The following is a 13,807-nucleotide window of genomic DNA, read 5'->3' as shown; positions in this document are numbered from 1 at the left end:
CGAGGCGGTCTGTCACCTTTCACGAACCGACCAGAGAATTCCCACACATTTTTCATCCTCTTCAAAAACCGGGGCTCTGGCCAGGAGTACGGATTTTTTACCGATTTTTTCCTCCCGGACGCATGTTTTGCCCGTCTCCATGACTTTCACATCCTCCTTCCGGTATTTTTCAGCATCAGACCGGGAAAAGATTTCTGATTCTGTCTTACCAACGATTTCATCCTCCGACTTCTCCACCAGTTCACAGAAAACAGCATTCGCGGCCAGACACACGCCATCCCGGTTTTTTAATACAAGCAGGTCCGGTGTGGTGGTCAGAATCTTTTTGAAAAGATTTTGCTGTTCCCGAAGCTCTTCCTCCACAGATTTGCGATTTTCTATTTCCTTTTTCAGTTCCTCTCCGTGTTTCAGCGAAGTGATATCCACAAAAGTAATGACAACCCCGTCAATCACATTTTCTGTTGTCCGGTAGGGTCCGATTCGCATGGCATACCATATACCGTCCTTGTTCTGTATTTCCATTTCCTTACGATCCAGTGTTCTGAGGACATCTTCGGCATTTTTACAAAGATCATCATGCTGCACATTTGAAGTGATGTGGCTGATGGGCCGGCCGATATCAGACTGAATCAGGTTGAAAATTTTTGTCATGGCAGGGGTGAATCGTTTAATACGAAGCGATGTATCCAGGAAGATGGTTCCGATTTCGGTGCTGGAAAGCAGGTTATTAATATCATTGTTACTTTCTGATAACTCATCCACCTTTTTCTGAAGCTCCGTGTTCACTGTCACCAGTTCCTCATTGGTGGATTGCAGTTCCTCTTTGGATGTTTCAAGCTCCTCGTTGGTACTTTGCAGCTCCTCATTCACCGACTGTAACTCTTCATTCGTGGATTTGAGTTCTTCGTTGGAAGTTTCCAGTTCCTCAATGGTGGTCTGAAGATATTGCCTGGTGGATTCCAATTCCTGTTCAAGGGTTTTCGGATCCGGAGTGTCCGAGGTGCTGTTTTTTTTCTTTCCGGAAACCAATGTTCCGGAAGGGGTTTTGTCATCAAACATGACAAGTATGAATCCCTGTGCAAAAGGTGCGTCCGTAAGCGGTCTGAGCATTACGTCAACAATTTGAAACGCATTATTATATTTCACTCGCAGCGACTTGCAGACAATTGTTTTCTTCTGCCTCACCGCGTTATGAAGGGCCGTGCCAAGCTTATAGCGCAGACCTTCACGGGCCATTTTCAGGACATCAAAGGTTGCCTTGCCCACGGGATTTTTCAGGAACTTCTCTGTATTGCCTATAAAATGTACAATTTCAAAGCGTTCGTTCACCAGAACAGATGGCGGGGCATAATTATCAAGCACGACCCTTTCCGCGAGATTATGGATATCTGCCACAGTGGAAATCTTGGCCTCCTCATCTCCCCGGCGTGAAGCAAAGTCACCGTAAAATGGTATCCCGGGATAATCAACTACTCTGTCTGTAAACGAGTCCTCCCGTTTAAAAATTTTGGATTTCACGTCAACAGGGGAAAAAAGATTTCTGAAGTCCCCGATGCTTTCAGAACTGCCCAGGAACAAAACCCCGCTCTGAAGCAAGGTATAATGGAACAGGGGCAGGACCTTTTTTTGCAGGACAGAATCCATGTAAATCAGCAGATTTCTGCAGCTGACCAGGTCTATTTTGGAAAAGGGCGGATCTTTGATAAGATTCTGAACTGCGAATACCACCATCTCCCGGATCTGTTTCTTGACCTTGTAAGTATTGTCCGTCTTGACAAAAAAGCGGCTTAATCTTTCCCGTGACACATCCGCGGCAATGCTGTCAGGATAGACTGCCATACGGGCATAATCAATGGCCTCGTTGTCAATATCACTGGCAAATATCTGGATATTCAGATGTTTTTTCAGTATCTCCATGACTTCTGAAAAGAGAATTCCGATGGAATAAGCCTCTTCTCCGGTGGAGCATCCCACAACCCATACCCGGACAGAAGCATCCGGCCTTTTTTTCTTTATAAAATCAGGGAGCACCTGATCTTTGAGGATCTGAAATGCCTCCGGATCCCTGAAAAAATTCGTTACCCCGATCAGCATGTCTTTGAAAAGGGTTTCTACTTCTGCGGGAACTCTCTGAAGATAGAGAATATAATCCTTTAATGTCGTAATCTGATGAACTGCCATGCGCCTTTCAATCCTTCGGCGGATGGTGGTCTGCTTGTAATTGGAAAAATCATGTCCTGTATTGGCCCGGATCATGGCAAATATTTTCCTCAGATAGTTCTCAAACTGTTCCCCCTCGGTTTCAATTCTTCCGGGTCCCTCAATATAAGGCTGTCGCAGATATTTTATCAGCTCAACAGGAAGCTTTTCCACGGACAAAACATAATCCACAAGCCCTGTGTCAATGGCGCTCCTGGGCATCCCGTCATACCTGGCGGATTCAGGACTCTGAACCATGGCCATGCCGCCTTTCTCCTTGATGGCTTTTATGCCCAGGGTTCCGTCTGTCGCAGTACCGGACAGAATAATGCAGATGGCTTTTTCGCCCAGTTCTTCGGACAGAGATCGGAAAAAATAGTCAATGGGCAGATTCACCCCGCTTGTTTTTACCGGATCCATCAGGCAGAACACCCCACTGAGCAGCGTGACATTCTTATCCGGAGGGTTAAGATAGATACGGTCAGACTCGACCTTCATGCCGTCTTTCACTTCCAGGATTTTCATGGGAGTATATTTGGACAGAAGAGAACCCATAATGCTTTTGTGTCTGGGGCTTAAATGCTGGATAATCACAAACGCGATGTTGCTGTGATCCGGCATGTTGGAAAAGAATCTTTCAAGGGCTTCCAGACCGCCTGCCGAAGCGCCGATACCCACAATGGGAAACAAAGGCTCCGGCTTGTCGTGTTCGGGCGGTTCTGTATTTTTCTCTGACAGGATGTCAGGTTTTTCTTGTTTTTCTATAACCATAATCAATGTTCCTTATATTTTGGGATAAAAGCCCCCTTAAACGCTCCTGCCGGACTGTGTGCGGTCCCGGACAGGGAACCTTTATTTTCTTTTATGCCGAAGATATGACGTAGTTTGGGAAATGCAGGGTGGGTGGAGCGAAGCGCAACCCACCTTACATTCATTTATGCCAAAGATATAACATATTCCAGAGATTCTACAAGAATGAAATGAACCGGAAAAAACCTGTGGATTTTCGCCTCACAGCAGCCCTCTGATATTTCTGTTGACATCTATGTGCAGAATTTTATATCTTTTCAATATGCAGACAAAACATTTATGAAAAGAAATCGGTTTTTTTACTTTTACGGATGAAAACAGACCCGGCTTTCACTACCGTACACTTTTTATAATAATCTGATTTTATTTTATAAATTGTATGTGACACAGGTTCCGTTTATGATTGATGACTAGAGAGTCGGATTGAACATTTGAAAGGCAACCGGAACAGGTATGTCGTAATTTAAAAAATATTCCAACAGGCTCAGACCTAATTGAAAGAGACTCAGATCACATCGGTCGGCACGGTGAATAATTCTGTCCCAGCCCTGTTCCGTTGCCAGTGTTCCCAGGAACACAATCCAGATGTAGGCAAGACACGCTCCGATCATAAGGCGGCGCAACCGGTCAGGGTCGGAAATATGACTTTTATGAATATTAAACCCCCGGCTTTTCTGGTCGGAAAAAAATGTTTCGATACGAAACCGTTTGGAATAATATTGGCAGGCTTCCCAGGGCGATCTCATATTCGTAACCAGATATATCGGTTCCTTATTTCCTTTCGCCCACCAGACGACAACCGTCACCGGTCCGTATTTTTTATTTGTGAACAAAACATTGCGTATGTACCGATAGCTGTCCGGAACCGTGAACACACCGAGAACATTAAGACGATGCTCCTCTCCGTCCCAAAAAATTTTGGTATTATATGCCGTTCGGCACACATACAGCCATCCCCGTTCGGCCAGATTTTTTTGCAAACCGACACCGTCGAACTCTCCGTCACCAAGAAAAATAACCTTCTGCGCGGATTCCGGTATCACGTTGGCAACCTCCCCGACCAGTCCGACATGGCTTTCTTCCGGGAAATGACCTTTCTTACCTCTGACCACCGTGTAAGCAAGGGGCAGGGCACGTTTTTTATAAATCACACTGATCATCAGGGTTACGCATCCCCGGCCGACCGTGCTTCCGTCCATTGCCAGCACAATTTCGGAAAGTCCCAGACTGATCAGCAGCGCCTGTGCGAACGGCAGAAAAAATGTTTCAGATTCAATGCTGTCATTGGAAATCCAACGTTTTATACGCTTTTCCACACTCGCCGGCGCGGCGTTCTCATCCGGAACTTTGCCTGCAATTTTCGGAAGCTGGCAGCTCCCGCTCCCCGTGATGCCGCTGATTATCGCGGCCAGCGTGTTCAGGCGCCGGGCCTCGTTTCCCTTCGGCTGTTTCGGATACATATTGTCCAAAGCCTTTCTGATCTCACGATATCTGTTCACATTGTCGCTCATGACAGCCTCCCTGTTATCTGTTATTTTCTGAAAGCTGTCATACCATTATTATATTTTTCTGTTAAGATTTTTTTGTGTCATAATCTCAGATGAGTAATATTTACTCAGAAAAAACAGCCGATGGTGAATCTTAAAAAAATTTAAAAAACAAACAGTTATTTAAATTTCAAACCAACTATGGTCGTCTTTATATAATAATTAAAAATAGTTAAAAAAAGTGTATGGTAGTGAAACCCGGCTTAAAATCCATTGTTTTTTTCAAATAGATTTTTATAGTAAGAAAAGAGGTTTTTATGAGCAATCTTAAAACGGTGTATGAACAGGATTTTCATCTGTGGCTCTGTCATAATGTGCAGCTTTTACGAGAGAGAAAGATATCAGAGATTGATATTGAAAACATCGCGGAGGAATTGGACGCCATGGGTAAGACTCAGCACCGGGAGCTGGTCAGCCGTCTGAAAATACTGTTTGCCCGTCTGCTCAAGTGGCAGTTTGAGCCTGAGCATCGTTCGGGCAGTTGGAAAAGAACCATTGTCGAGCAAAGGCATCAGATAGAACAGTTGTTGGAAATGAGCCCGAGCCTGAATCATCAGATTGATCAGAAAATTCCGAAAGCTTATAAAAAGGCTGTGGAATATGCTGCTGCTGAGACAGGGATTTCCGAATCCGTGTTTCCGAGAAATTGTCCGTATCCTTTGGAAGACGCATTGAACAAGGACTTTTATCCCGAGTCGAAACTTGAAACTTGAAACTTGAAACTTGAAACTTGAAACTTGAAACTTGAAACTCGAAACTCGAAACTCGAAACTTGAAACTTGAAACTTGAAACTCGAAACTTGAAACTTGAAACTTGAAACTTGAAACTTCTCCGGAGTGCCAAAGTTGCACTTTGGCATGTCTTATCGCCGCAAAATCCTAATCCATCGCCAGAGATTCAGGAGGCTTGCCAACGAAGCAGCCAGATATGTCAGCGCGCAGGCCGTTAAAATCTCCCGGGCAGCGGACTGCTCTTCTTCAGAAAGATTTGCCTTTAAAATTGGCAATGCCCGCCTGAAACTTGCATCCCATTCAACAGGGAGCGTCAGCAGATGAACCACAACCGGTGTGCCCAGTATTGCCAGTCCGCCCAGAAATGTGAGTACTCCCATGGCAGGCACACGCGTCACAACAGCAATGAGCGGTATCGCCATCATCAGACCGGCCCCCACCTTTTCCGCTGTCTGGGCAAAACGAACCAGCCGGGTCCGGGCATGCAAGGGGCCATAACCAATATTGTCCTGGATGGCGTGTCCCACTTCATGCGTCGCAACCACCACGGCGGTCAGTGACTTTTTCTCGCAATTTGTCCGGTTCAGGCGCACCGCTTTTTCCATGGGGTCATAATGATCTCCCCCTTCGATAATTTCCACACTCACATGCGGCATATCCAGCCGGTCCAGAAGATGCCGGGCAAGTTCCGCGCCGGTTCCGGGATAATGCTCCTGAAGCCTGCTGTATTTGGTGAGTATTCTTTTTGCCCAGAATTGCGGGCCATAGATAGCCATAATCAGCAGAATTAAAAAAATGAAGATACGCATTGCTTATTACCTCCGGTTTGAAAAATTAAGTACCCGATCAAAAATTTTTTATAAGTACCTAACCATAAGTTTTTAATATCTGTCCGGGGAGGAAAACCGGCTTTTTTCCGGCATGATGCCTCTCCGACAAAGGAAAACCCCGGGTTTCTTCGCCGCTCACAGAAAAAAAGCTGTATAAAAAACTTTCTGATTATAACGGATTTTGGGGAGGCTCCGGCCGTGAATATGACAGCGGATAAAAAGGATGAAACGGATATGACTTTTCAGATCGGCTTCCCGCGGCACCGGATTACGGGCTGCCTGCCGGGATAAGGGATAGGGCTTTCCGGATCGGAAACACCCCTCGGGGAACCGCTGTCATACCGGCCGGTACTATCCGTTTCATCCCCTGAATCCGTTGTCATATTGCCGGCCTCCCCTAAATCCGTTATAATCAGAAAACTTTTGCTCAGGTACTTACATCTTTTTTTTCTGCGAACCGCGGAGAAACCCGGCTTTTTCCTTCAGGGCCGGCGAATCATTCCGGAAAAAAAGCCGGGTTTCTTCCCCGGGTGAATATCGAAAACTTATGGTTAGGTACTTAAATGAAAAAAAGCCCGATTCCTCCCTTCTTATTTTTCAGACGCTCCGGATCAAATCCCTTTCTTATGAATCCTGTTTCTTATATGAAATCCTGGGTGTGTCCCACCTTTTACACAAGGACAAATTTTATGTGTGAAAGGCGGGACACATCCGTTTCAATCTGCTGACCCTATTTATAACAGAAAAAATCTGAACTGGCAATTTTTATCAAAGAAATATAAATCCTTAACAAATAAAAAAAGTTCGTAGTTCCGCCTTTAGGCGGTCTGTTATGTGATTACAACTCTCTGATTTCACAAGGACCGCCTAAAGGCGGAACTACGAACAGAAAAAATCTGCCCAAAGGCGGAACTACGAACAGAAAAAAGCTACCTAAAGGCGGAACTACGAACAGAAAAAATCTATCAATCCTTAACAAATAAAAAAAGTTCGTAGTTCCGCCTTTAGGCGGTCTGTTATGTGAGTACAACTCTCTGATTTCACAAGGACCGCCTAAAGGCGGAACTACGAACAGAAAAAATCTATCAATCCTTAACAAATAAAAAAAGTTCGTAGTTCCGCCTTTAGGCGGTCTGTTATGTGATTACAACTCTCTGATTTCACAAGGACCGCCTAAAGGCGGAACTACGAACAGAAAAAATCTGCCTAAAGGCGGAACTACGAACAGAAAAAATCTATCAATCCTTAACAAATAAAAAAAGTTCGTAGTTCCGCCTTTAGGCGGTCTGTTATGTGATTACAACTCTCTGATTTCACAAGGACCGCCTAAAGGCGGAACTACGAACAGAAAAAATCTATCAATCCTTAACAAATAAAAAAAGTTCGTAGTTCCGCCTTTAGGCGGTCTGTTATGTGAGTACAACTCTCTGATTTCACAAGGACCGCCTAAAGGCGGAACTACGAACAGAAAAAATCTGCCCAAAGGCGGAACTACGAACAGAAAAAATCTGCCCAAAGGCGGAACTACGAACAGAAAAAAGCTACCTAAAGGCGGAACTACGAACAGAAAAAATCTATCAATCCTTAACAAATAAAAAAAGTTCGTAGTTCCGCCTTTAGGCGGTCTGTTATGTGATTACAACTCTCTGATTTCACAAGGACCGCCTAAAGGCGGAACTACGAACAGAAAAAATCTGCCCAAAGGCGGAACTACGAACAGAAAAAATCTGCCTAAAGGCGGAACTACGAACAGAAAAAATCTATCAATCCTTAACAAATAAAAAAAGTTCGTAGTTCCGCCTTTAGGCGGTCTGTTATGTGATTACAACTCTCTGATTTCACAAGGACCGCCTAAAGGCGGAACTACGAACAGAAAAAATCTATCAATCCTTAACAAATAAAAAAAGTTCGTAGTTCCGCCTTTAGGCGGTCTGTTATGTGAGTACAACTCTCTGATTTCACAAGGACCGCCTAAAGGCGGAACTACGAACAGAAAAAATCTGCCCAAAGGCGGAACTACGAACAGAAAAAATCTGCCCAAAGGCGGAACTACGAACAGAAAAAATCTGCCCAAAGGCGGAACTACGAACAGAAAAAATCTATCAATCCTTAACAAATAAAAAAAGTTCGTAGTTCCGCCTTTAGGCGGTCTGTTATGTGATTACAACTCTCTGATTTCACAAGGACCGCCTAAAGGCGGAACTACGAACAGAAAAAATCTGCCCAAAGGCGGAACTACGAACAGAAAAAAGCTGCCCAAAGGCGGAACTACGAACAGAAAAAATCTATCAATCCTTAACAAATAAAAAAAGTTCGTAGTTCCGCCTTTAGGCGGTCTGTTATGTGATTACAACTCTCTGATTTCACAAGGACCGCCTAAAGGCGGAACTACGAACAGAAAAAATCTGCCCAAAGGCGGAACTACGAACAGAAAAAATCTATCAATCCTTAACAAATAAAAAAAGTTCGTAGTTCCGCCTTTAGGCGGTCTGTTATGTGATTACAACTCTCTGATTTCACAAGGACCGCCTAAAGGCGGAACTACGAACAGAAAAAATCTGCCCAAAGGCGGAACTACGAACAGAAAAAATCTATCAATCCTTAACAAATAAAAAAAGTTCGTAGTTCCGCCTTTAGGCGGTCTGTTATGTGATTACAACTCTCTGATTTCACAAGGACCGCCTAAAGGCGGAACTACGAACAGAAAAAATCTGCCTAAAGGCGGAACTACGAACAGAAAAAATCTATCAATCCTTAACAAATAAAAAAAGTTCGTAGTTCCGCCTTTAGGCGGTCTGTTATGTGATTACAACTCTCTGATTTCACAAGGACCGCCTAAAGGCGGAACTACGAACAGAAAAAAGCTACCCAAAGGCGGAACTACGAACAGAAAAAATCTATCAATCCTTAACAAATAAAAAAAGTTCGTAGTTCCGCCTTTAGGCGGTCTGTTATGTGATTACAACTCTCTGATTTCACAAGGACCGCCTAAAGGCGGAACTACGAACAGAAAAAATCTGCCCAAAGGCGGAACTACGAACAGAAAAAATCTGCCCAAAGGCGGAACTACGAACAGAAAAAATCTGCCCAAAGGCGGAACTACGAACAGAAAAAATCTATCAATCCTTAACAAATAAAAAAAGTTCGTAGTTCCGCCTTTAGGCGGTCTGTTATGTGATTACAACTCTCTGATTTCACAAGGACCGCCTAAAGGCGGAACTACGAACAGAAAAAATCTGCCTAAAGGCGGAACTACGAACAGAAAAAATCTATCAATCCTTAACAAATAAAAAAAGTTCGTAGTTCCGCCTTTAGGCGGTCTGTTATGTGATTACAACTCTCTGATTTCACAAGGACCGCCTAAAGGCGGAACTACGAACAGAAAAAATCTGCCCAAAGGCGGAACTACGAACAGAAAAAATCTGCCCAAAGGCGGAACTACGAACAGAAAAAATCTGCCCAAAGGCGGAACTACGAACAGAAAAAATCTATCAATCCTTAACAAATAAAAAAAGTTCGTAGTTCCGCCTTTAGGCGGTCTGTTATGTGATTACAACTCTCTGATTTCACAAGGACCGCCTAAAGGCGGAACTACGAACAGAAAAAATCTGCCTAAAGGCGGAACTACGAACAGAAAAAATCTGCCCAAAGGCGGAACTACGAACAGAAAAAATCTGCCTAAAGGCGGAACTACGAACAGGCCATGAATTTTCACTCGTTTTCGATCTGCTGAAATTTCCAGACCTCTCACAGAAACAGACAAAGAAGATGATGTTTGAAAACCGTTTATTGAATTTTTTTTATATTTTGATTATAAAGGGATAAAATGTCCTATTTTCTGAAAAAATAAAAATTTATAATTTATAACACCGGGTAAAATTTATGAAAGAATTTTTCAAAGTAAAAAGTTTGGACCAGGTCCTTGAATATGCTTCTGGTTTTCCACACACTGGCACCGAAGAAATCCCTTTGTCTGATACATTGGGAAGAATTCTTGCCAAGGATATTGTTTCCGATGTTGATCTTCCGGATTTTATGCGGGCAACCATGGACGGCTATGCTGTCCGGGCCTCGTCAACTTTTGGTGCGTCTGAAGCTAATCCTGCATATCTCAATATCAGAGGTGCTGTTTATATGGGACAGTCACCTGATTTTTCAATTGGTCCGGGAGAATGTGCCAGAATCTCAACCGGGGGCATGGTGCCGCCCGGGGCAGACAGTGTGATAATGATTGAGCATACAGAGGCCATGGACGACACAACCATAGAAGTCTTCCGAAGTGTTGCCCCGGGACAGCATATGATTGAAATCGGAGAGGATTTCAAAAATGAGGAGATTATCCTCTCTCGCGGTCAGAAACTCAGACCACAGGAAACCGGTCTCCTGGCTGCTTTTGGGAAACAACGCGCCGAAGTCTTTAAGAAACCGGTCATCGGTATTATCTCCACAGGGGATGAAGTTGTGCCAATTGAAAAATCTCCGGGATCCGGACAGATTCGAGACATCAATACCCATACATTATCCGCGCTGGTAAGAGAAGCCGGTGCCATTCCTCTTGTTTTCGGAATTGTTCAGGATGACTATGATATGCTTTTTGAAAAATGTTCCCAGGCCCTTTCCCAGTCAGACATGGTGCTGATTTCAGGAGGAAGCTCCGTAGGAGTAAGAGATTTTACCATTGAAGTGCTTTCCGCTCTTCCGGAGTCTGACATACTTGTACATGGAATCTCGATCAGTCCCGGAAAACCCACAATCCTCGCCAAAGTTCGGAACAAAGCATTTTGGGGCTTGCCCGGACATGTTGTTTCAGCTATGGTTGTATTTTCCATTGTAGTCCGCCCGTTTATCGAACATATCTGCGGACTTGGGCATAAAAAAGAAATCAGAGTCCCTGCCCTGTTAAGCAGAAACGTATCTTCTGCCCAGGGACGTGCTGACTATGTCCGGGTGCGACTCATTGAAAAAGATGGCGTTCTCCGGGCTGAACCAATTCTTGGAAAATCCGGCCTGCTCAATACCATCATAAAAGCAGACGGCCTGATTGAAATAGGGATAAACACCGAAGGCCTGGATAAAGATACAAAAGTCTTTGTTATTATATTATAAAACAATGGGTTGAAACTTGAAACTCGGAACAGTCACATGATTAAGACTTAAAACTTGAAAATCGGAACAGTTACATATGCCTGCATGAGAATCCGCCGGACCTTCGGATTTCAAGTTTCAAGTTTCAAACTTCAAGTTTCAAGTTTCAAATTTCAAATTTCAAGTTCCGAGTTTCAAATTTCAAGTTTCAAGTTTCAAATTTCAAAGGAGAGTATTATGGAAAGAATAGAGAGAAGAGAATATAAACGGATGTTTTTTTCCATAGAAGACGGACCTGTGGCTGTCTTTGATCTTCCGAATTACCAGGAAAAAACGATCCGCGCAATTGTTATGGATTTAAGCCCGGGCGGCATGGGTCTGAGCATAAAAAAGGATGACAATATAATAATAAATGTGGAGGATCGGCTTCTTCTCAGGGAGTTCAAAGGGCACACAGAACTATGGCCAGTTGTCGGTATTGAAACAAAAATCAGGTGGATTCAGAATTACAAAGGTTTTAAACATATGTTGTTCGGCTGTGAATTCCTGGACATTCCTGAGACTGCCAAAGATCAGATTCGAAACTTTATTAACTCATGGGCGGATAAAATGACTCGGAGATAAATATGAAATCAAAGCGTAATGTATATTTAAAAATGAAAACCCTGAAACAAGCCAGGGAAATCCTTTTTGAACGGTTTTCCATGTTCGGAACCCTTTCAAACGAGAGAGTATCTGTTCCGGACGCGGTGGGCCGGGTCCTTGCAGAACCGGTAACAGCAAAAATTTCTGCCCCGAATTTCCATGCCGCGGCAATGGACGGCATTGCCGTAAAAGCGGAAAATACCTTTGGCGCGAGCGAGGCAAGACCAAAGGAGCTGATTGTCGGCAGGGACGCGTTTTATATTAATACCGGCAATGTGATTCCTGAAAATACCAATGCCGTGATTATGATTGAGCATATTAACGTGCTGGATGAAAACCGTATTGAAATCGAAGCCCCGGCTTTTCCCTGGCAGTATATCCGAAAAATGGGAGAAGATATTGTCGCTACCGAGCTGTTGTTTCCCCAGAATCATCTGGTCACGCCTTATTGTGTGGGCGCGCTTCTTTCAGGCGGAGTGTTTACGGTATCTGTGAGAAAAAAACCAAAACTGCTTATTATTCCAACTGGTTCCGAACTGGTTGAGTGGCGTGACACCAAACTTGAAAACCTTAAACCCGGTCAGGTTGTTGAAAGCAATTCCTTTGTTCTGGGCAAACTGGCCGAGGCATGCGGTGCCACATATATCCGGCACGAGATTTTAACAGATAATGTGGAGAAGATCAGACAGGCGGTTGATGACGCGGCACACAGTGATTTTGATATTATACTGATAGATGGCGGATCCTCTGCCGGGTCCGAGGATTATTCAAAACAGGTGATCAGTGATTTGGGAGAGACACTGGTTCACGGCGTCACCATGATGCCTGGAAAACCGCTGATTATCGGCGAGATAAAAAACAAACCTGTTTTAGGGATACCAGGATATCCTGTGTCGGCTATCATCTCGTTTGAGCAGTTTGTACGACCTCTGATATGCCGGGCATTGGGGCAGCCGGACATTGAACCGCAAAAAACCGAGGTTCAGCCCATACGAAAAATTGCCTCAAAACTCGGTGTGGAAGAATTTTTGCGGGTCAAACTCGGCAAAGTGGGGGACCGGGTGGTGGCAACACCGCTGCCCAGAGGCTCCGGAAGCATCACATCCATCACCGAGGCGGACGGGATTATCCGCATCCCTAATCACGTTGAGGGGCTGAAAGATAAGGAACCGGTTTTTGCAGAACTTCTCCGCCCCCTGTCTTCTGTTCAGAATACCATTGTTGTGGTGGGAAGCCATGACAACACACTGGATATTTTAGCGGATGAATTAAAGGCAAAGCATAGCAACCTTAAAGTTTCCTCAAGTCATGTGGGAAGCATGGGCGGCCTCATGGCAATTAAACGGGGCGTGTGTCATCTTGCGGGTTCGCATCTGCTTGACACGGAAGACGGTTCCTACAATATATCGTATATCAGACGATATTTGCCTGATACCAAAGTAAAACTGGTCAATCTTGTGTTCAGAGATCAGGGACTGATTGTCTCCCCGGGGAATCCCAAAAACATCAGAGGCATCGAGGATCTCGGGCGTGAGGACATCATGTTTATTAACAGACAGGCCGGGTCCGGCACGCGGATTCTTCTTGACTACAGACTCAGGCAGCTTGGCATGGACAGCGGGAGCATCACAGGATATGAAAACGAGGAATTTACCCATATGTCTGTGGCGGTTTCAGTGTTGAGCGGAATGGCTGACGCGGGATTGGGAATTTATGCGGCAGCAAAGGCCCTGCATCTGGATTTTATTCCTGTTGTCACAGAACAGTATGACCTTGTTATTCCTCAGGAGCATTTTGACTCGGACAATATCAGGATTCTGCTTGAAACAATAAACACCGGGGAATTTAAAAAACGGGTTCAGGCGCTGGGCGGATACAGCACTGAAAAAACAGGAACGGTTGTCAGTGATTAGACTTTGACAGACAGGGGTGTCAGTCATGCAGCCGGGTTGAGGAACG

At 44.5% G+C, this 13,807-nt stretch carries 8 protein-coding genes; 4 read left to right on the top strand and 4 right to left on the bottom strand.

The features are described 5' to 3' along the window. Positions 1-12 precede the first annotated feature (12 nt). Both dnm_RS17040 and dnm_RS17035 read right to left on the bottom strand, forming a co-directional pair. A complete protein-coding gene (locus tag dnm_RS17040) occupies positions 13-2,970 on the bottom strand; it encodes a chemotaxis protein CheB (RefSeq protein WP_207678116.1) in 2,958 nt (985 codons plus the stop codon). Between the two features lie 449 nt (positions 2,971-3,419). Further along, positions 3,420-4,520, bottom strand: a complete 1,101-nt coding sequence (locus dnm_RS17035; protein WP_207677902.1) for a transposase — start codon at positions 4,518-4,520, stop codon at positions 3,420-3,422. 293 nt (positions 4,521-4,813) lie between these two features. Between dnm_RS17035 and dnm_RS17030 the strand changes: the two genes are divergently transcribed. Beyond that, positions 4,814-5,269: a DUF29 domain-containing protein gene (locus tag dnm_RS17030; protein ID WP_207678115.1), complete on the top strand. Its 456-nt coding sequence runs from the start codon at positions 4,814-4,816 to the stop codon at positions 5,267-5,269. On the opposite strand, the gene dnm_RS17025 is transcribed toward dnm_RS17030, so the two are convergent. Continuing rightward, on the bottom strand, positions 5,242-5,400 hold the full coding sequence (locus dnm_RS17025) for a hypothetical protein (protein ID WP_207678114.1): 159 nt from the start codon (positions 5,398-5,400) through the stop codon (positions 5,242-5,244). The two genes, dnm_RS17030 and dnm_RS17025, sit on opposite strands and share 28 nt — an antisense overlap. 19 nt (positions 5,401-5,419) lie before the next feature. Then, positions 5,420-6,097: a zinc metallopeptidase gene (locus tag dnm_RS17020; RefSeq protein ID WP_207678113.1), complete on the bottom strand. Its 678-nt coding sequence runs from the start codon at positions 6,095-6,097 to the stop codon at positions 5,420-5,422. A gap of 3,903 nt (positions 6,098-10,000) precedes the next feature. On the opposite strand from dnm_RS17020, the gene dnm_RS17015 reads away from it, so the two are divergent. From dnm_RS17015 to dnm_RS17005, 3 genes are read left to right on the top strand one after another with little or no spacing between them, the layout of a single operon-like run. Further along, complete coding sequence (locus dnm_RS17015; RefSeq protein ID WP_207678112.1) at positions 10,001-11,224, top strand: molybdopterin molybdotransferase MoeA; 1,224 nt, start codon at positions 10,001-10,003, stop codon at positions 11,222-11,224. Between the two features lie 54 nt (positions 11,225-11,278). After that, positions 11,279-11,827 carry a PilZ domain-containing protein gene (locus dnm_RS17010; protein ID WP_207678111.1) on the top strand — a complete coding sequence of 183 codons (549 nt, stop codon included), beginning with the start codon at positions 11,279-11,281 and terminating at the stop codon, positions 11,825-11,827. A 2-nt stretch (positions 11,828-11,829) separates the two neighbouring features. Further along, positions 11,830-13,761: a molybdopterin biosynthesis protein gene (locus tag dnm_RS17005; protein ID WP_207678110.1), complete on the top strand. Its 1,932-nt coding sequence runs from the start codon at positions 11,830-11,832 to the stop codon at positions 13,759-13,761. Positions 13,762-13,807: the final 46 nt, after the last annotated feature.

Source organism: Desulfonema magnum (assembly GCF_017377395.1).
Lineage (GTDB): Bacteria > Desulfobacterota > Desulfobacteria > Desulfobacterales > 4be13 > Desulfonema_C > Desulfonema_C magnum.
This window is presented reverse-complemented; position numbering and strand designations above follow the sequence as displayed.

Excerpts from the sequence above, each read along its gene's own strand:
- dnm_RS17035 (WP_207677902.1), bottom strand. The coding sequence starts at position 4,520 with ATGAGCGACAATGTGAACAGATATCGTGAGATCAGAAAGGCTTTGGAC.
- dnm_RS17015 (WP_207678112.1), top strand. The coding sequence starts at position 10,001 with ATGAAAGAATTTTTCAAAGTAAAAAGTTTGGACCAGGTCCTTGAATAT.
- dnm_RS17020 (WP_207678113.1), bottom strand. The coding sequence starts at position 6,097 with ATGCGTATCTTCATTTTTTTAATTCTGCTGATTATGGCTATCTATGGC.
- dnm_RS17005 (WP_207678110.1), top strand. The coding sequence starts at position 11,830 with ATGAAATCAAAGCGTAATGTATATTTAAAAATGAAAACCCTGAAACAA.
- dnm_RS17040 (WP_207678116.1), bottom strand. The coding sequence starts at position 2,970 with ATGGTTATAGAAAAACAAGAAAAACCTGACATCCTGTCAGAGAAAAAT.
- dnm_RS17030 (WP_207678115.1), top strand. The coding sequence starts at position 4,814 with ATGAGCAATCTTAAAACGGTGTATGAACAGGATTTTCATCTGTGGCTC.